Source organism: Citrobacter sp. Cpo065 (genome assembly GCF_030332805.1).
GTDB classification, from domain to species: Bacteria; Pseudomonadota; Gammaproteobacteria; order Enterobacterales; family Enterobacteriaceae; genus Citrobacter; species Citrobacter portucalensis.
The window spans coordinates 20,213-36,813 of sequence record NZ_JAOWHC010000024.1 but is presented as its reverse complement, the minus strand read 5'-3'; the positions used below and the strand labels follow the sequence as shown (position 1 = coordinate 36,813).

At 52.2% G+C, this 16,601-nt stretch carries 16 protein-coding genes; 7 read left to right on the top strand and 9 right to left on the bottom strand.

The window, feature by feature from the left end:
* The first annotated feature begins 369 nt into the window (after positions 1-369).
* The gene (locus tag OGY68_RS05580; RefSeq protein ID WP_057066697.1) at positions 370-1,668 is read left to right on the top strand and encodes an MFS transporter; all 1,299 of its coding nucleotides are present in this window, start codon (positions 370-372) and stop codon (positions 1,666-1,668) included.
* Here the strand turns inward: OGY68_RS05580 and OGY68_RS05575 are convergent.
* From OGY68_RS05575 to trxC, 5 genes are all read right to left on the bottom strand, one after another.
* Positions 1,665-2,000, bottom strand: coding sequence for a YfiM family lipoprotein (locus tag OGY68_RS05575; protein ID WP_153687927.1), 336 nt, complete (start codon positions 1,998-2,000; stop codon positions 1,665-1,667). The two genes, OGY68_RS05580 and OGY68_RS05575, sit on opposite strands and share 4 nt — an antisense overlap.
* A gap of 32 nt (positions 2,001-2,032) precedes the next feature.
* Positions 2,033-3,388, bottom strand: a complete 1,356-nt coding sequence (pssA, locus tag OGY68_RS05570; RefSeq protein ID WP_003835350.1) for a CDP-diacylglycerol--serine O-phosphatidyltransferase — start codon at positions 3,386-3,388, stop codon at positions 2,033-2,035.
* Between the two features lie 114 nt (positions 3,389-3,502).
* A complete protein-coding gene (locus OGY68_RS05560) occupies positions 3,503-6,163 on the bottom strand; it encodes a bifunctional acetate--CoA ligase family protein/GNAT family N-acetyltransferase (protein ID WP_057066699.1) in 2,661 nt (886 codons plus the stop codon).
* Positions 6,164-6,199: 36 nt separating this feature from the next.
* Positions 6,200-6,898 carry a tRNA-uridine aminocarboxypropyltransferase gene (tapT, locus tag OGY68_RS05555; protein ID WP_003835347.1) on the bottom strand — a complete coding sequence of 233 codons (699 nt, stop codon included), beginning with the start codon at positions 6,896-6,898 and terminating at the stop codon, positions 6,200-6,202.
* Positions 6,899-6,967: 69 nt separating this feature from the next.
* On the bottom strand, positions 6,968-7,387 hold the full coding sequence (trxC, locus tag OGY68_RS05550; protein ID WP_008785506.1) for a thioredoxin TrxC: 420 nt from the start codon (positions 7,385-7,387) through the stop codon (positions 6,968-6,970).
* Between the two features lie 207 nt (positions 7,388-7,594).
* Here trxC and OGY68_RS05545 point away from each other — a divergent pair, with 207 nt between their 5' ends.
* Positions 7,595-8,674 (top strand): tRNA/rRNA methyltransferase, encoded by a 1,080-nt coding sequence (locus OGY68_RS05545; protein WP_286616879.1) that lies wholly within the window; start codon positions 7,595-7,597, stop codon positions 8,672-8,674.
* 33 nt (positions 8,675-8,707) lie between these two features.
* Here the strand turns inward: OGY68_RS05545 and ung are convergent, their stop codons facing one another.
* Complete coding sequence (ung, locus tag OGY68_RS05540) at positions 8,708-9,397, bottom strand: uracil-DNA glycosylase (protein WP_057066702.1); 690 nt, start codon at positions 9,395-9,397, stop codon at positions 8,708-8,710.
* Positions 9,398-9,714: 317 nt separating this feature from the next.
* Here ung and grcA point away from each other — a divergent pair, with 317 nt between their 5' ends.
* Positions 9,715-10,098, top strand: coding sequence for an autonomous glycyl radical cofactor GrcA (gene grcA, locus OGY68_RS05535; protein WP_003037563.1), 384 nt, complete (start codon positions 9,715-9,717; stop codon positions 10,096-10,098).
* A gap of 79 nt (positions 10,099-10,177) precedes the next feature.
* Here the strand turns inward: grcA and eamB are convergent, their stop codons facing one another.
* The gene (eamB, locus tag OGY68_RS05530) at positions 10,178-10,765 is read right to left on the bottom strand and encodes a cysteine/O-acetylserine transporter (RefSeq protein ID WP_057066704.1); all 588 of its coding nucleotides are present in this window, start codon (positions 10,763-10,765) and stop codon (positions 10,178-10,180) included.
* Positions 10,766-10,867: 102 nt separating this feature from the next.
* Between eamB and OGY68_RS05525 the strand changes: the two genes are divergently transcribed.
* Complete coding sequence (locus OGY68_RS05525; RefSeq protein WP_100247265.1) at positions 10,868-11,764, top strand: LysR family transcriptional regulator; 897 nt, start codon at positions 10,868-10,870, stop codon at positions 11,762-11,764.
* 17 nt (positions 11,765-11,781) lie between these two features.
* Here OGY68_RS05525 and srmB read toward each other — a convergent pair whose 3' ends face one another.
* Positions 11,782-13,110, bottom strand: coding sequence for an ATP-dependent RNA helicase SrmB (gene srmB, locus OGY68_RS05520; protein ID WP_057066706.1), 1,329 nt, complete (start codon positions 13,108-13,110; stop codon positions 11,782-11,784).
* Between the two features lie 130 nt (positions 13,111-13,240).
* Here srmB and trmN point away from each other — a divergent pair, with 130 nt between their 5' ends.
* Positions 13,241-13,978 carry a tRNA(1)(Val) (adenine(37)-N(6))-methyltransferase TrmN gene (gene trmN, locus OGY68_RS05515; protein WP_057066708.1) on the top strand — a complete coding sequence of 246 codons (738 nt, stop codon included), beginning with the start codon at positions 13,241-13,243 and terminating at the stop codon, positions 13,976-13,978.
* Here the strand turns inward: trmN and nadB are convergent.
* Positions 13,963-15,585 carry an L-aspartate oxidase gene (nadB, locus tag OGY68_RS05510; protein ID WP_003037572.1) on the bottom strand — a complete coding sequence of 541 codons (1,623 nt, stop codon included), beginning with the start codon at positions 15,583-15,585 and terminating at the stop codon, positions 13,963-13,965. The genes trmN and nadB overlap by 16 nt on opposite strands.
* Before the next feature lie 263 nt (positions 15,586-15,848).
* Here nadB and rseD point away from each other — a divergent pair, with 263 nt between their 5' ends.
* The gene (gene rseD / locus OGY68_RS05505; RefSeq protein WP_122973798.1) at positions 15,849-16,013 is read left to right on the top strand and encodes a rpoE leader peptide RseD; all 165 of its coding nucleotides are present in this window, start codon (positions 15,849-15,851) and stop codon (positions 16,011-16,013) included.
* Positions 16,010-16,585, top strand: coding sequence for an RNA polymerase sigma factor RpoE (gene rpoE, locus OGY68_RS05500; protein WP_003037573.1), 576 nt, complete (start codon positions 16,010-16,012; stop codon positions 16,583-16,585). The genes rseD and rpoE overlap by 4 nt, the downstream gene beginning before the upstream one ends.
* Positions 16,586-16,601: the final 16 nt, after the last annotated feature.

The following is a 16,601-nucleotide window of genomic DNA, read 5'->3' as shown; positions in this document are numbered from 1 at the left end:
CCATCCTGACGGATGGGCTTTTTTGCGTCTGTGCGGGATGAAAACCGCCGGATGCGGCGTGCCGCCTTATCCGGCCTACAGGGGCCGGGCTGAACGTATTTTGTAGGCCTGATAAGCGCAGCGCATCAGGCAACGCGGCAGTACATTGCCGGATTCGACGTAACAGCCTTAATCGACCAACAAAAGCACACTGTCTCGATCTACTACACGGATCTCTCCCTCGAACATATCTGAATCCTTTCTCTGCTAATTAAAATCGTGATCTTTACCGCACAATAAGATATAACAATTATATAACATTCTATTCACTAAAAAACACACAACCATCATTGATAAATTCACGCGATCGTTGGCAGGGGTACAATTCTAATGGCTGATAGTAGTGTAACTGAGAACGGGGCGCTGGCAGACGGCGATACCCGTCGTCGTATATGGGCGATTGTCGGAGCATCATCAGGGAATCTGGTCGAATGGTTTGATTTCTATATCTATTCATTCTGCTCTCTTTATTTTGCTCATATCTTTTTTCCATCAGGAAATACCACCACACAACTCTTACAAACCGCCGGCGTTTTTGCCGCTGGCTTCTTGATGCGACCAATTGGAGGCTGGCTGTTTGGCCGTATCGCGGATAAGCACGGGCGTAAAAAGTCCATGTTGCTGTCCGTTTGTATGATGTGCATGGGATCGTTGGTGATCGCTTGTCTACCGGGATATGAAACTATCGGTACCTGGGCGCCTGCGCTATTACTGCTGGCAAGGCTATTCCAGGGGTTATCTGTCGGTGGTGAATACGGAACCAGCGCGACGTATATGAGTGAAGTCGCCGTTGAAGGTAAGAAAGGTTTTTATGCTTCATTCCAGTACGTAACGTTAATCGGCGGACAGTTACTGGCATTGCTGGTTGTGGTCATATTACAGCACACGTTAGAAGACTCAGCGCTCAGAGAGTGGGGTTGGCGTATTCCATTTGCGTTGGGCGCCGTGCTGGCTATAGTTGCGCTATGGCTGCGTCGCCAACTGGATGAAACCTCGAAACAGGATGTTCGCGCGCTGAAAGAAGCGGGTTCCCTGAAAGGTCTGTGGCGTAATCGCAAAGCTTTTGTCATGGTGCTTGGCTTTACCGCCGCGGGTTCGTTGTGTTTTTACACGTTCACAACCTATATGCAGAAGTACCTGGTTAACACAGCCGGTATGCATGCCAACGTAGCCAGCGGGATTATGACGGCGGCACTGTGTGTGTTCATGCTGGTACAACCGCTGTTCGGCGCCTTGTCAGACAAAATTGGCCGGCGTACTTCAATGCTGTGTTTTGGCGCGTTGGCCGCGATTTTCACCGTTCCCATTCTGACAGCATTGCAAAGCGTAACATCCCCGTATATGGCGTTTGCTCTGGTGATGTGTGCTCTGTTAATCGTCAGTTTCTATACGTCAATTAGCGGTATTCTGAAGGCCGAAATGTTCCCGGCGCAGGTGCGCGCTCTTGGGGTCGGCTTATCTTATGCGTTGGCCAATGCGCTGTTTGGCGGTTCAGCCGAATATGTCGCGTTGTCCCTGAAGTCTGTTGGTATGGAAACGACATTCTTCTGGTACGTCACTGCGCTGGCAGTCGTTGCGTTTTTAGTATCGCTAATGCTGCATGGGAAGGGGAAAGGTCTGCGCCTCTAGTAATGTGCCAGTTGCCAGACCGCATAGCCGGTAGATGCGCCTGCAACATCCCAGGCGAAGTCCTTCCAGCTCCAGCCGCTCCCAGCGGGACGGCTGTCCCACAGCTCTTTTGACGCGCCCAGACTGACTGAGAACATCAGGCCGATAGCCGCACTGCGATCGCGGCTGTTGCCCTGATGTTGGGCATATTCATTGCCGGCTGCGGCAAGCATGGCGGAGGCGATGAAGTGTTGAGCTTTGTCTTGCCCGCTCCACTGGTCGTTAGCCATATGGCTGCAGCCCGAAATGGCAAGGATACTGGTAAGAATGAACAGGCGCACCGTTGCCTCCATATGAAAAACCCCGTCACTGGACGGGGTCTTGATTACAGAATACGGCTAATTAATCTGTCGATACGAATACGGCGTAGTCGACGGATGAGCTTACGCACTTTGACTGGATAGTCAGCAATGCTTTGCAGGTCGCGATAGTGCTTAACGACGGTAGTATGCGTACGGATAAGCTCCAGCTCTTTATCGCGCTGAGGGGTGAGCTCTTGCTTAGGATCGTGGATAAGGATGGCGTTTTCCAGATCCAGACGCCAGGCACGAGGGTTAAGGTTGTTGCCGGTGAGCAGCATCCATTTATCATCAACCCACATACCTTTCAGATGATAGGTATTGTCATCATCTTTCCATAAGCGCACGACCAACTGGTCGGTATTCACGTAATACTGCAATCTGCTCAAGAAACGGCGCAGATTTATTTCATACAGATAAGGCAGCGCACCGATGATCTTGAATGGCTCATCTTCCGGGATGAAAAAGTCGTTGGCGGTTTTATCACCGACAATGATTTCAACCTTTTTCCCTTCACGCAGCAGTTGAATGATATTGCGCACCAGTATGGCGGGAAGGTTGAAATAAGGGGTACAGATTGTAAGCTTGTGCTCCGCGCAGGGCATAAGATGGAAAATGGTCTTATTTAACAGACTGGATTTCCCAAGGCCCACCAGAGGCGTAACCGAAAGCTGTTCGTTATCAGCATCACCCTGAAAATGGAATGACGCATCGCGCAGTTCCTGACGGTACAGGCGGATGTCGTTTTTAATTTCTGGGCTTTTAGGGCGGTTGATATCATCAAGACGGTTAACGCCGCGACCGTTCATCAGGTTTTGCGTCACCCAATCGAACATGATATCGGCCATTTGCGCGTTGCGAATCAACTGATAACGGTCATAGCGATATTTATCATGCTGATGCAGGTAAACATCGTTCAGACTGGCCCCGCTGTACAGGACGCTGTCATCAATGATAAAGCCTTTGAAATGCAGGACGCCAAGCGCTTCGCGGGTGTTAATCGGAACGCCATAGACAGGAATATCGATACCAGGGTTTTCTTGCGCCATTCGGCAATACCAGTCAGCATTGGTATTGGATGCCGCAGCACCAATACGACCGCGCTGGGCTCGGTGCCAGTCGACAAGCACCCGGACATCCAGCTCAGGACGCTGCCGTTTTGCCGCATAGAGAGCGTCAAGTATGCCTTTACCACCGTCATCCTGTTCCAGGTACAGCGCAATAATGCAGATCCGTCGCGTCGCGCTGGCTATTTTTTCCAGCAGAGTCTCCCTGAAATTAGCGGGAGCATAAAAGAAATCTACATCATCAACTGACTGAGAAATCTTGGGTAGTTGGGCAAGGTGTTGTTGATGTTTATTACGCTTAAATTTTGACAACATCACAGTGCATTTCTTCTCTGTTCATTGAAGGGTCCTCTGTGCTATGCAGACGACATAAGCGGGCAATGATACCACCAGTACCCATTAATGTGGTCAACATTTCCAGTACCTTACTCACGATTCCTCACATTGGGCCAGATTAAGCGTTAGCCCAACAATTCCCTCTTCGAGCTGGACGTCAACAACAAACCCGAGTTTTCGGGCCAGGGCGACCATCCCACGATTGTTCGGCATCGTAATACCATTCAAACGTATAAGTCCGTGATCTCGAGTATAGGCAATTAATTTTTCCATCAATCGGCGACCCAGTCCAAGCCCTTTGAGATCGGAACGAACCAGTACGGCAAACTCAGCGTCTACGTTATCAGGATCCGAGATTGCTCGCGTTACGCCGAGGATCTCTTCGTGATTATCTTTACAACGCACCGCAACAAAGGCCATTTCCCGATCGTAGTCGATCTGCGTCATATTGGCTAAATCTTCGTGGGTAAATTCGTTGATCTCACTGAAATAGCGATAATAAAGATCTTCTTTTGTCACCTGAGAAATGAACTGCTGAAGATGAGGTTCATCCTCCGGCAAAATGGGGCGGAACAGACAGCGCTCGCCGTTCTTCAACTCCACCCACTCTTCAAGCTGATGAGGGTAGGGACGTACAGCCAGTCTGCTTTCGTTATCTCCCGTGAAAGGGGCAATATCCAGCGTAACGTCCAGCGCGGTAAATTCTCCGGCCGAGGCCAGCAGCGGATGAATATCCAGACGCTGAATTTCCGGGCAATCGACGATCAAGTTGGAGACCTGCACCAGAAGTTGGCTCAACCCGGCGATATCCAATGGGCGCAGTGCGCTGCGCGCGCGGATCTTTTTATTTTTGATCCCCTGGATCACCAGATAGCGCGCCAGATTCATGTTCAATGGCGGCAATGCCACCACGGCTTGATCTTCCGGTCGCCACTCAACACCACCTTCACCCAACATAATCAACGGGCCAAATACCGGGTCGTGTTCAACGACGACGCGAAGCTCCTGAGCGCCGGCGCGATTCGCCATACTTTGCACTAATAAGCCGTGAATGCGTGCCTGCGGCCAGGCCATTTTTACCCGATCGAAAATTGCATTGGCGGCCTGTTGCACTTCAGTGGCTGTACGCAGGTAGAGCATCACCCCCTGAACTTCTGATTTATGCGGAATATCAGGAGAACGCAGCTTGAGCGCCACCGGGTAGCCGATTTGCTCCGCGATGTGTACAGCTTCCGCGCTGTCGCTGGCGATCCACGTTGGCAGCGTGTGTAAGCCATAAGCCTGTAAAATCGGCTGCACTTCATGGGTATCAAGCGATGTCGCTCCTTCAGCAATCGCCCGCTGTAACAGATTATGCGCTTCGGCGGTGTTGGAGGTCAGGCTGTCAGGCAGCGCAGGCGTTTCCCGCAGCTGCTTCTGGTTTCGCCGATACTCCACCATATGCATAAATGCGGTGATGGTACCTTCCGGCGTGCGGTAGGTGGGCAGTCCGGCTTCGCTAAACAGTCTGCGGGCTTCCTGAGAGGAAAACTCTCCGCACCAGTTGGTCAGCAACGAGACGAATTTTCCTCGGGGGTGATGCTTTACCGCTTCAATCAATGCCAGTGCGCTTTCGGTTCCGGGAGCGGCTGCGCTGGGTGAATGAATCACCATCAGCGCGTCGAAATCCTGGCTGGCGAGCAAAATATCCAGTGTCTTAACGTAGTGTTCGCTGCTGGCATCATCACGCAGATCCAGCGGGTTGGCGATATCAACATGTTCAGGCAACGCATCACGTAATTTCTGGCAGGTGTCTTCACTCAACGTCGCCAACTTGCCATTTTTTGACCACAGTTCATCTAATGCCAGTGCGGCAGGCGCGGCCCCATTGCTGATGATCATCAGCCTGTCGCCACGTAGTGGACGCATGTGACTCAGGGTTTCGACCGCCGAGAACAGCTCGTGTGTGTCTTGTACGCGTAGTAAACCGGCGCGCTGAATAGCGGCATCCCACGCAGGGTCCATCCCGGCGCTGGTATGCAGTAAACGCTGCGCCGCTGGACTACGACCGCTCTTAATCACCAGAATAGGTTTATTGCGCGAGGCGCTGCGGGCGGCGGAAACAAAGCGTCGGGCATCACTTAAATGTTCGAGATACAGCAATATCGCGCTGGTTTTGCTGTCGCGCGCCAGGTAATCCAGCAGCTCATCAACGTCGATATCCAGGCTATCACCCAGCGCGATAAAGTAAGAAAAGCCCATTTCTCTCTGCTGTGCCCAGTCGAGTATGGTATTGGATACGGCAGCGGATTGAGAGATAAAAGCCAGCTTGCCGCGCTTAATCGGTACGGGGGAAAAGCTGGCGTTAAGCCCTTGCCAGGGCGCGAGAAGTCCCAGGCTGTTGGGGCCCAGCAAACGTATGTTGTAGCGTGATGCGCAGGCCAGTAGCTCTGCGTGCTGCGCCGCGGGAGCTGAGAGAATAATGCAGGTTTTACAGCCTTTCTCGCCAAGCGCTTCGAGTAACGCCAGGTTACGGCTGGCATTGGTGCACAACACGGCGAGATCCGGGCTAAAGGGCAGGCTGTTGATATTGGGCCATGCCAGTACGCCCAGCACCGCTTTCCATGCGGGCGTCACCGGTAAAACAGGCCCATTGAAACCGCCGGCAAGCAGGTTACGCATCATCAGGTAACCCGCGCGATTAGGCTTCATTGACGCCCCTATCACCGCAATGGATTTCGGTCGCAGTAGTGCTTCCAGACCACGCTGACTCATATCGGCTTCCTTAATGACACCAGTGACCGAATGATTTTAAACGTTTTCTGAGGAATCTGCTGTGACGCTTCCCTGATGTTGAGTTTTTCCTGCCAGGTAGCGGGTTTTAAAGCGAGTGAAATGATCGCTTAACCCTTCTGCGGCTTGCGTATCTCCCGCCAGATCCAACAAGGCGATGGCCACTTCGGCAGTGCAATATTGCCCTTCAGCGTGAACGCCACGCAGGTGGTAAGCAGAAAGGCGTGATAAATCAACGGAGATCACCGGTAGGTTATCGAGGTACGGGCTTTTGCGGAACATTTTACGCGCCTCAGGCCAGGTGCCGTCGAGCATGATAAACAATGGGGGCTTACCGGCTGGTGGCGTGAAAATCACTTCACGCTCTTCACCCGCATAGGAGGCCGGGAATACAACCATCGGCTGGTAATCCGGATTTTTCACCAGTTCCAGCAGCGCCTGCGGCGGCTCGGTGCGTGACCACTGAAAAGCCGTGGTATCGGGCAGAATATCAGCAATTAAACGCCCCGTGTTGCTGGGCTTCATCGGCTCGGTATCAAACATCACCAGACAAAAGCGACTTTTTGCCTCAGAGGGTGCCAGCGTTGCGCACAAGCAGAGTTTCTGCGGCAGCAGGCAGCGCTGACAGCGGCGGACGCGATTACCTCGGGCAAGGAAAGGACGCGTGGCGCGCGCGAGGCGCTCAGCGCGTAACTGAAGAACAGCGTTATCGGTCATGGGGAAACACGTTGAAAAACGCTATTGTCGCAGAGGTGAAAACGGGGCACAAGATGCGCCCCGTAGAGATTATAATGATTCGTTAAGCCAGCTATCAAACGGGGCTTTTGGTACAGCGCCGTTAAGCATGTCGACGATTTCCCCTTTTTTGAAAATCATAATGGTCGGAATGCTGCGGATACCGAAACGGGCGCTGAGTTCACGCTCGGCTTCCGTATTCACTTTAACAAAACGCACTTTACCGCTACGCTCTTCCGCGACATCTTCAAAAATCGGGGCGAAGTTACGACATGGACCACACCAGGGGGCCCAAAAGTCAACGACCACCGGGAGATCGTCTTTTAACAGTTTATCCAGTGTCTCACCGGTCGCATTGATCACCTCCCCATCAAACAGGTCGTGACCACAGCGTCCGCATTTAGCCGCTTCCTGGACACGATCGTCGGGGATGCGGTTGATAGCCTGGCAGCTGGTACAAACGGTATTCATAACTAACCTCTGGATGAGTGGAGTGGACTTCACGGCAGGAACGCCAGTATGTTTCTATTATGTTACATATTATCGGGGAGTCTGTTCTAAACAACAATGCGTTTTATTCAATGAGTACAATAGTCCTTAGCTTTTAAATGAAATAATGGCTAACGACGTGCACATCGGGTAATCTGCGCGCTTCGCGCAGAGCAGGTGGAGAAAAACATGAGCGACGAACTGAAGAACAAAAACGGCAAGGTCAAAGTGATGTACGTCCGCAGTGACGATGACTCGGATAAACGCACCCAAAATCCACGTACCGGAAAAGGCGGCGGTCGCCCCGGTACTTCCCGAGCCGAAGGCGGTCGTCGCCCTGCCCGTGATGACCGAAAGGGTCCGAACAGCGAACGCGGTCGTGAACGTGGTCGTGACCGCGATGTAGAACGTGACCACAGACGTGAAGATTCACCGTGGCGTACCGTGTCCCGCGCACCGAATGATGACGCAGCGGATAAAGCCGATCACGGCGGTATTAGCGGTAAGAGCTTTATCGATCCTGAAGTATTACGCCGTCAGCGTGCGGAAGAAACCCGCGTTTACGGTGAGAATGCCTGTCAGGCTCTGTTCCAGAGTCGTCCGGACGCCATCGTCCGCGCCTGGTTTGTTCAGAGCGTAACCCCGCGCTTTAAAGAAGCATTACGTTGGATGGCGGCAAACCGCAAAGCCTATCACGTGGTTGACGAAGCCGAGCTGGCGAAAGCCTCTGGCACAGAACACCACGGTGGCGTTTGTTTCCTGATCAAAAAACGTAACGGTACTACCGTTAAGCAGTGGGTCGGTCAGGCAGGGGCGCAGGATTGTGTGCTGGCACTGGAAGATATCGCTAACCCGCATAACCTGGGCGGCATGATGCGTAGCTGCGCGCACTTCGGTGTGAAAGGCGTAGTGGTTCAGGATGCGGCGCTGATGGAATCAGGTGCGGCCATCCGTACCGCTGAAGGCGGAGCTGAGCACGTTCAGCCGATTACCGGCGACAGCATTGTTGATGTGCTGGACGACTTCCGCCAGGCGGGTTACACGGTTGTGATGACCTCAAGCGCGAAAGGCAAACCGCTGTTTACTACCACGCTGCCGGAAAAAATGGTGCTGGTATTAGGGCGTGAGCGTGAAGCTCTGCCAGAAGCAGCATGCTCAGCCGACGATCTGTGCGTTGCAATTGACGGCACTGGCAAGGTAGAAACGCTCAACGTTTCTGTGGCAACAGGCGTGCTGCTCGCGGAGTGGTGGCGTCAAAACAAAGCCTGATAATAAAAATGCCAGCGAATCGCTGGCATTTTTTTATTCGCTTTCTGCGGGTAACACTGGCATCCAGTCAATTGGCTTTTCACCTCGTTGTTCCAGCCATTCATTCGCCAGTGCAAAGTGATTGCAGCCAAAGAAACCGCGATGCGCAGAGAGCGGTGATGGGTGGGGCGCTTTCAACACATGGTGACGCTGCGTATCAATAATCGCGCCTTTCTTCTGTGCGTGAGAACCCCAGAGCAGGAAAACCACGCCTTCCCGATGTTGGTTAATCAGACTTATGACTTTATCGGTAAATGTTTCCCATCCAAGGCTGGCGTGAGAATGTGCCTGGCCGGCGCGGACGGTGAGTACGGTGTTAAGTAACAGTACCCCCTGGCGTGCCCAGCTTTCCAGATATCCGTGCGTTGGGCGCGTGAAGCCTGGAATTGTTGCCTCCAGCTCTTTGTACATATTCAGCAACGAGGGTGGAGTGGCAATGCCGGGGCGAACAGAGAACGCGAGACCGTGTGCCTGGCCTGGACCGTGGTAAGGATCCTGACCCAGGATGACGACTTTCACGTCACCAAGCTCGGTAAAGCGAAAAGCGTTAAACACATCTTTTTGCGGCGGATAAATTGTCATTCCCGATTGACGCTCGCCGGCAACAGTATGCAGTGTGTTAACAAAATAAGGCTGCTGTTTCTCTTCAGCCAGCACATCGTGCCAGGTTAATTCGGTGGCCATCTCGCTCTCCTGCGAATTTTCAATCCCCCTAGCTTAACTGCTTCTTTCGACGTCGCAAAATTCTGTACGTTACTCAATGGTCTACCCCTTAAAGATAGTTGAAAATTTATGTAAAAAGTTTAGCTGCGCACATGGCGTAAGTTGATGTAAAACAATAAAATCCACCTATCACCACTTTTCATGTGTGGTTTTTGTTGATTTAAATCAAAGATTCAAGGGTGTGTGAGGGGTATATATACACTCAAGCAACAATGGTTTTACCAATTGGCCGGATGACGGCCAACCGAGATCAAATAATTTTGCCGGGGAGGCATCAAATGATTACAGGTATCCAGATTACTAAAGCTGCAAACGACGACCTGCTGAACTCTTTCTGGCTGCTGGACAGCGAAAAAGGCGAAGCTCGCTGCATCGTTGCGAAAGCAGGTTTCAATGCTGATGAAGTTGTTGCAGTCAGCAAACTGGGCGAAATCGAATACCGTGAAGTACCGGTAGACGTACAGCCGGAAGTCCGCGTGGAAGGTGGTCAGCACCTGAACGTGAACGTTCTGCGTCGCGAAACGCTGGAAGATGCAGTTAAGCATCCGGAAAAATATCCGCAGCTGACCATCCGTGTTTCGGGTTATGCAGTGCGTTTCAACTCTCTGACCCCAGAACAGCAGCGCGACGTTATTGCTCGTACCTTTACTGAGAGCCTGTAAGGCTCACGGGGAATAACCCCGTTTAGCAGAGAATCAAAAAGCGGAAGATGCCAGTGCGTCTTCCGCTTTTTTGCATCTGTTAGTAAAAGATCCTCACCGCGCAATACACCAACAGCAGCGCCAGAATGATATTCAACTGTCGACCGTAATGGCAAAAAACGCGCTGAAAAAGATGGCCCGCCAGCGCCCAGCAGGCATTCCCGAAGGTGCCGATCAGCGCTAACAGAATACTCACCCCAATCAGCCAGTGGGCGTCCTGAGTGTACGGTAATACGAACGTGGATAACGCGGTAATGCCGTACAAAATGATTTTCACGTTAACAAACTGCAAGCCAAAACTTGCCCAGAAGCTAATCGGCTCTGACTGCAATCTATCGTTCGAGGTCGGGCTGGTGGCGATCTTCAGCGCCAGCCACAGGATATAAGCGGCCCCAGCCCAACTAAGCCAATGGATGATGGCTGGATCCATGACCGCCAGTGAAAATGAAATCCCGGCGCACATCATCATGACGATTAAAAAGCCCAGACTCATTCCGGCCAGTACGCGTGTACTCTGACGAAAACCGTGTGACGTCGCGGCGCTGAGCGCAAGGATGTTGTTTGGTCCGGGGGTTAGCGCGGTAATCAATGTATAGGTCCAGAATGCACTTAAAAGCGTGGGGGTCACTTGTTATCTCCTCTGTTTTGGTAGACAGTACCCGAGGCAAAATATTAAAAAAAATGAATGTTTTTGCATTCTGAGTTCGATATTTTCGATGGGTTGGTGCGGATGGATTTACGTCGGTTTATTACGCTAAAAACGGTGGTGGAAGAGGGTTCATTTCTGCGGGCATCACAAAAACTGTGCTGTACGCAATCAACGGTTACCTTTCATATTCAACAGCTTGAGCAAGAGCTTTCGGTGCAGTTGTTTGAAAAAATTGGTCGCCGGATGTGTCTCACCAGTGAGGGAAAACGGCTGATGCCGCATATCCATGACCTGACGCGCGTGATGGCATCGATTCGACAGTCGGCACATCAGGATGCGCAGCCGAGCGGCGATCTACGTGTCGCAACAGGCGAAACGCTGCTGGCGTATAAAATGCCGCAGGTTTTACAGCGATTTAAACAACGTGCGCCCCATGTGCGGCTGTCTTTACAGTCGCTCAACTGTTATGTCATTCGCGATGCATTGCTCAGTGATGATGTTGATCTGGGGGTCTTTTATCGGGTGGGTAATGACGATGCCCTGGAGTTGATGCCGCTTGGCGATCAGTCACTGGCATTAGTTGCTTCGCCACTGCTTCAGCACGTTGATTTTACTCAGCATAACCAGCACATTCCCTGCAGTTTTATCATTAATGAGCCGCAATGTATTTTCAGACAACGCTTCGAGGGGCTACTGCGTAAACGACAGATTACGCTGGAAAATACCATTGAGTTATGGAGCATTGAAAGCATTAAGCAGTGCGTATCGGCAAATCTTGGGATCAGCTTTTTGCCGCATTTTGCCGTCGAGAAAGAGTTACGTTCAGGGGAGTTGATTGAATTACCGTTCAGTGAACAACCTGAGTTAATTACGGCATTGTGTGGTTATCATGCCGGAAAAGTCGTTAGCCCGGCGATGCGGGTGTTTCTTGAGTGCATTGAAGAGAGTTTTGCATCACGTGAAAAAATGCCGGGCTAAATGGCCCGGCATTCGGTTTACTCTTTGTCGGACTGCTGGGTAGCAGCGCCGCTCGGCTTACGACGTTTGCCGATATTTTTGGCGTCGCGGTGACGTTTTTTCACCCGCGGCTTCTCTTTCTCTTTCGCCTTTTTCTCAGCGCGCTTCGCCAGCACTTTCTTGGATGGCTTACCGTTAGATTTCTCACTTGGCGCGCGCGTGGTTGGACGCAGTTCGTCAATGACGCGAGCTTTCAGCGGTTCGTCAATATAGCGGCTCGCTTTGCCGAGCAGCAGGTGGTCGTGCGCTTCAACCAAAGAGATCGCAGTGCCTTTACGGCCAGCACGACCGGTACGGCCAATACGGTGCAAATAGGCATCGCCACTGCGCGGCATGTCGAAGTTAAACACGTGGCTGACGTCAGGAATATCGATCCCGCGAGCGGCAACGTCGGTTGCTACCAGCACGTTCACACGACCATCGGTCAGGCGTTTGATCGCTTCGTTACGTTTGTTCTGCACCATCTCGCCTTCGAGATAGCAGTTATTAATGCCCGCCTGGCGCAGCCAGCCTGCCAGTTCGTGCACACGCTCACGTTTGCGTACGAAGACAATCGAGCGAGTCGCTTCCGGCTGTTTTAACAGGTGGATCAGCATGGCAGTTTTGTGCTCGATGTCATCGGCACGGTAGTAAAACTGATGGATCTTCTTGCGTTCGCGGGTGGACGGATCCGCTGAGACTTCGACCGGGTCTTCCAACAGACGCTCGGCAAAATCTTTAATCGCATCGCCTTCCAGCGTGGCGGAAAACAGCATGGTTTGCTTACGCCAGCGTGTTTCACCGGCGATATGCTCGATGTCCTGGGCAAAGCCCATGTCCAGCATACGGTCTGCTTCATCGAGAATTAGCGTTTCAACCGCATGGCAGTCGAAGTTTTCTTCTTTAATGTATTGCAGCAGACGACCCGTGGTGGCGACCACGATGTCTTGGTTTTCGCTAAAGACTTCCATGTGGTTCATGTAAGCCACGCCGCCGGTAATCGTAGCGATATCCAGATGCGTATTCTTCGCCAGTTCACGAGCGTGTTCGGCAACCTGCACCGCCAGTTCGCGCGTTGGCGTCAGGATTAAAATGCGCGGCGGACCAGATTTCTTGCGCGGGAAGTCGAGCAGGTGCTGCAACGCTGGCAGCAAATATGCCGCCGTTTTACCGGTGCCTGTCGGCGCAGAACCGAGTACATCACGGCCATCGAGCGCAGGCGGAATGGCGGCAGCCTGAATGGCGGTCGGGCGAGTGAAACCTTTTTCCTGGAGGGCATCCAGAAGGCTTTCATCGAGTTCAAGTTCGGAAAAAGTCGTTACAGTCATGTTCTACCTCTGAGTGGGGCGCTGATTATAGACGTTACGGCTGCAATCTTCATCTGTTTGTATGGATATACCTTCTCAGGTATTGTTTTTGTCCTATGTTATCGTTTTTTTTCCAGGAAGGTTGTTCTTCATGCCCCAGTCTACATCCGTACTGAGACGTAATGGATTTACTTTTAAGCAGTTTTTTGTGGCACACGATCGCTGTGCAATGAAAGTCGGAACAGACGGCATTTTATTGGGGGCCTGGGCCCCCGTTGCGGGCGTAAAGCGGATCCTGGATATTGGTACCGGGAGTGGCCTGTTGGCGCTGATGTTGGCCCAGCGCACTGATGAAAACGTCATCATTGACGCCGTGGAGCTTGATGTCGATGCCGCGCAGCAGGCGCAGGAGAACATCGCGCAATCTCCGTGGATGTATCGCGTGAGTGTTCATACAGAAGATGCGCAGCAGTGGATACCGCGTCAGACCGTGCGTTTTGATTTGATAATCAGCAACCCTCCCTATTATGAACAGGGCGTGGAATGTGCTACACCGCAGCGCGAGCAGGCGCGCTATACCACCACGCTCGATCACCAGGCGTTGCTTACGCTGGCGGCGGACAGCATTACGGAAGAAGGTTTTTTTTGTGTAGTGCTGCCGGAACAGATTGGGAACGCGTTTACCCAGCAGGCATTAAGTATGGGCTGGCATCTGCGATTACGTACGGATGTAGCAGAAACGGAAGCCCGACTACCGCATCGGGTATTGCTGGCATTCTCCCCGCAGGCCGGGGAGTGCTTTAGCGACAGGCTGGTGATTCGTGGGCCAGACCAACGTTACTCTGAAGGTTACACGGCGCTGACCCAGGCGTTTTACCTGTTTATGTGATGACTTAGCGGCGAGAGAATGGACGGGCCGGCTTCTGGAAGCTGCTCTGGGTAATCCAGCGTGTAGTGCAGGCCCCGACTCTCTTTGCGCATCATTGCGCAGCGGACAATCAGCTCGGCAACCTGTACCAGATTGCGCAGTTCCAACAAATTGTTCGACACGCGGAAATGGGCGTAATACTCGTCGATTTCCTGTTGCAGCATGGTGATACGGCGCAGAGCGCGCTCCAGGCGCTTGGTCGTACGCACAATACCGACGTAATCCCACATAAACAGCCGCAGCTCATGCCAGTTATGCTGGATAACAACCAACTCATCCGGATTTTCTACCCGGCTTTCATCCCAGCCCGGGAGCGTGCTAACGCCGCGAGCATAAGGCATGCGCCTGTCGATATCTTCAGCCGCGGACCAGCCATAAACCAGACACTCCAGCAATGAGTTCGATGCCATCCGGTTGGCGCCATGCAGGCCGGTGTAACTCACTTCGCCGATCGCATACAGCCCGTCGACATCGGTACGGCCAAAGTCATCCACCATCACACCGCCGCAGGTATAGTGCGCGGCAGGCACGATGGGAACCGGCTCTTTGGTTAAATCAATGCCCAATCCCAGCAACTTTTCATAAATCATCGGGAAATGCTGACGAACAAATTCTTCCGGCTTATGGCTGATATCGAGGAACATGCAATCTGCACCAAGGCGCTTCATTTCATGATCAATGGCGCGGGCGACAATATCGCGGGGAGCCAATTCGCCACGTTCGTCAAAATCGGGCATAAAGCGTGAACCGTCCGGGCGCTTCAGGTGCGCTCCTTCGCCGCGCAGCGCTTCGGTCAGCAGAAAATTGCGCGCCTGCGGATGATACAGCGCTGTCGGGTGAAACTGGTTAAACTCCAGGTTGGCGACGCGACATCCCGCGCGCCAGGCCATTGCAATCCCGTCACCCGAGGAAATATCCGGATTGGTGGTGTATTGATACACCTTTGACGCGCCGCCGGTGGCCAACACTACCGACTTCGCATGGCAGGTTTCGACGGCTTCTTTATTACGATTCCAGATCCATGCGCCGACAACCCGACGCGTTCCCGGCAGACCGATTTTATCGGAGACAATTAGGTCGACGGCGTTGCTACGCTCAAGAACCCGGATATTGGGGTGATTTTGTGCCTGGCTGACGAGGGTGGTTTCGACTTCTTTGCCGGTAGCATCCGCAGCGTGCAGGATGCGTCGATGGCTGTGACCGCCTTCACGGGTCAGGTGATAGCTCTCTTCGCCGTTAGGCTGAACCTGTGTATCGAATAAGACGCCCTGATCGATAAGCCATTGAACGCAGGTGCGAGCATTGCTGGCGACAAATTCAACCGCATGGCGATCGCACAGCCCGGCCCCGGCAATCAGCGTATCTTCAACGTGGGAGTCGATACTGTCGGTTTCATCGAAAACCGCGGCAATACCCCCCTGGGCATAAAATGTCGAGCCTTCGCTGACCGGCCCTTTGCTCAGGACAATAACCTGATGTTTTTCAGCCAGGCGCAGCGCCAGTGAGAGTCCGGCAGCCCCGCTGCCAATGATCAGCACGTCACAGGATAATTCAGGAGTCGTATTCATGATGTTTGTTTAATTTACTAAACAGTGTTTGGTCACCATAGCACCACATTGCGCGATACTGCACGTTTTATTTTTAAATGTGTTGCAATGACTAAACATGAAGGAAAAGCATGATGAGGGCGAAATAGGCAAAAATATTTTGTGAAGCAGGCCGTTAGCATCAGATTATGTGATGAAATAAAGTGCCCGTTGGGTTACTCTGCAAGCGGTGAAATGGGCATTTCTGTACAGATAGTGCGTTGATCGGGTTATGTAGACTTATAATGAGAGATAAGACCTGTCTACAACATGACAAACAAAAAACAATGCGTAACGGAACTTTACGAAACTTGAGCACTCTAAGCATTTGCTTGCTCATAGTGAAGCTGATGGAGTGGCGTTTCGAAAGCGCGTGGAAATTTGGTTTGGGGAGACTTTACCTCGGATGAGCGAGCAGTTAACGGACCAGGTCCTGGTAGAACGGGTCCAGAAGGGAGATCAGAAAGCCTTTAACCTACTGGTAGTGCGCTATCAGCATAAGGTGGCGAGTCTGGTTTCTCGCTATGTACCGTCGGGTGATGTACCCGATGTAGTACAAGAAGCATTTATCAAAGCCTATCGTGCGCTGGACTCGTTCCGGGGAGATAGTGCTTTTTATACCTGGCTGTATCGTATTGCAGTCAATACAGCGAAGAATTACCTGGTCGCTCAGGGGCGTCGTCCACCTTCCAGTGATATTGATGCGATTGAAGCAGAAAATTACGAAAGTGGCGGTGCGCTGAAAGAAATTTCGAACCCTGAGAACTTAATGTTGTCAGAAGAACTGAGACAGATAGTTTTCCGAACTATTGAGTCCCTCCCGGAAGATTTACGCATGGCAATAACCTTGCGGGAGCTGGATGGCCTGAGCTATGAAGAGATAGCCGCTATCATGGATTGTCCGGTAGGTACGGTGCGTTCACGTATCTTCCGAGCGAGGGAAGCTATTGATAATAAAGTTCAACCGCTTATCAGGCGTTGACGATAGCGGGATACTG

Excerpts from the sequence above, each read along its gene's own strand:
- OGY68_RS05580 (WP_057066697.1), top strand. The coding sequence starts at position 370 with ATGGCTGATAGTAGTGTAACTGAGAACGGGGCGCTGGCAGACGGCGAT.
- OGY68_RS05575 (WP_153687927.1), bottom strand. The coding sequence starts at position 2,000 with ATGGAGGCAACGGTGCGCCTGTTCATTCTTACCAGTATCCTTGCCATT.
- pssA (WP_003835350.1), bottom strand. The coding sequence starts at position 3,388 with ATGTTGTCAAAATTTAAGCGTAATAAACATCAACAACACCTTGCCCAA.
- OGY68_RS05560 (WP_057066699.1), bottom strand. The coding sequence starts at position 6,163 with ATGAGTCAGCGTGGTCTGGAAGCACTACTGCGACCGAAATCCATTGCG.
- tapT (WP_003835347.1), bottom strand. The coding sequence starts at position 6,898 with ATGACCGATAACGCTGTTCTTCAGTTACGCGCTGAGCGCCTCGCGCGC.
- trxC (WP_008785506.1), bottom strand. The coding sequence starts at position 7,387 with ATGAATACCGTTTGTACCAGCTGCCAGGCTATCAACCGCATCCCCGAC.
- OGY68_RS05545 (WP_286616879.1), top strand. The coding sequence starts at position 7,595 with ATGAGCGACGAACTGAAGAACAAAAACGGCAAGGTCAAAGTGATGTAC.
- ung (WP_057066702.1), bottom strand. The coding sequence starts at position 9,397 with ATGGCCACCGAATTAACCTGGCACGATGTGCTGGCTGAAGAGAAACAG.
- grcA (WP_003037563.1), top strand. The coding sequence starts at position 9,715 with ATGATTACAGGTATCCAGATTACTAAAGCTGCAAACGACGACCTGCTG.
- OGY68_RS05525 (WP_100247265.1), top strand. The coding sequence starts at position 10,868 with ATGGATTTACGTCGGTTTATTACGCTAAAAACGGTGGTGGAAGAGGGT.
- srmB (WP_057066706.1), bottom strand. The coding sequence starts at position 13,110 with ATGACTGTAACGACTTTTTCCGAACTTGAACTCGATGAAAGCCTTCTG.
- trmN (WP_057066708.1), top strand. The coding sequence starts at position 13,241 with ATGCCCCAGTCTACATCCGTACTGAGACGTAATGGATTTACTTTTAAG.
- nadB (WP_003037572.1), bottom strand. The coding sequence starts at position 15,585 with ATGAATACGACTCCTGAATTATCCTGTGACGTGCTGATCATTGGCAGC.
- rseD (WP_122973798.1), top strand. The coding sequence starts at position 15,849 with ATGAGAGATAAGACCTGTCTACAACATGACAAACAAAAAACAATGCGT.
- rpoE (WP_003037573.1), top strand. The coding sequence starts at position 16,010 with ATGAGCGAGCAGTTAACGGACCAGGTCCTGGTAGAACGGGTCCAGAAG.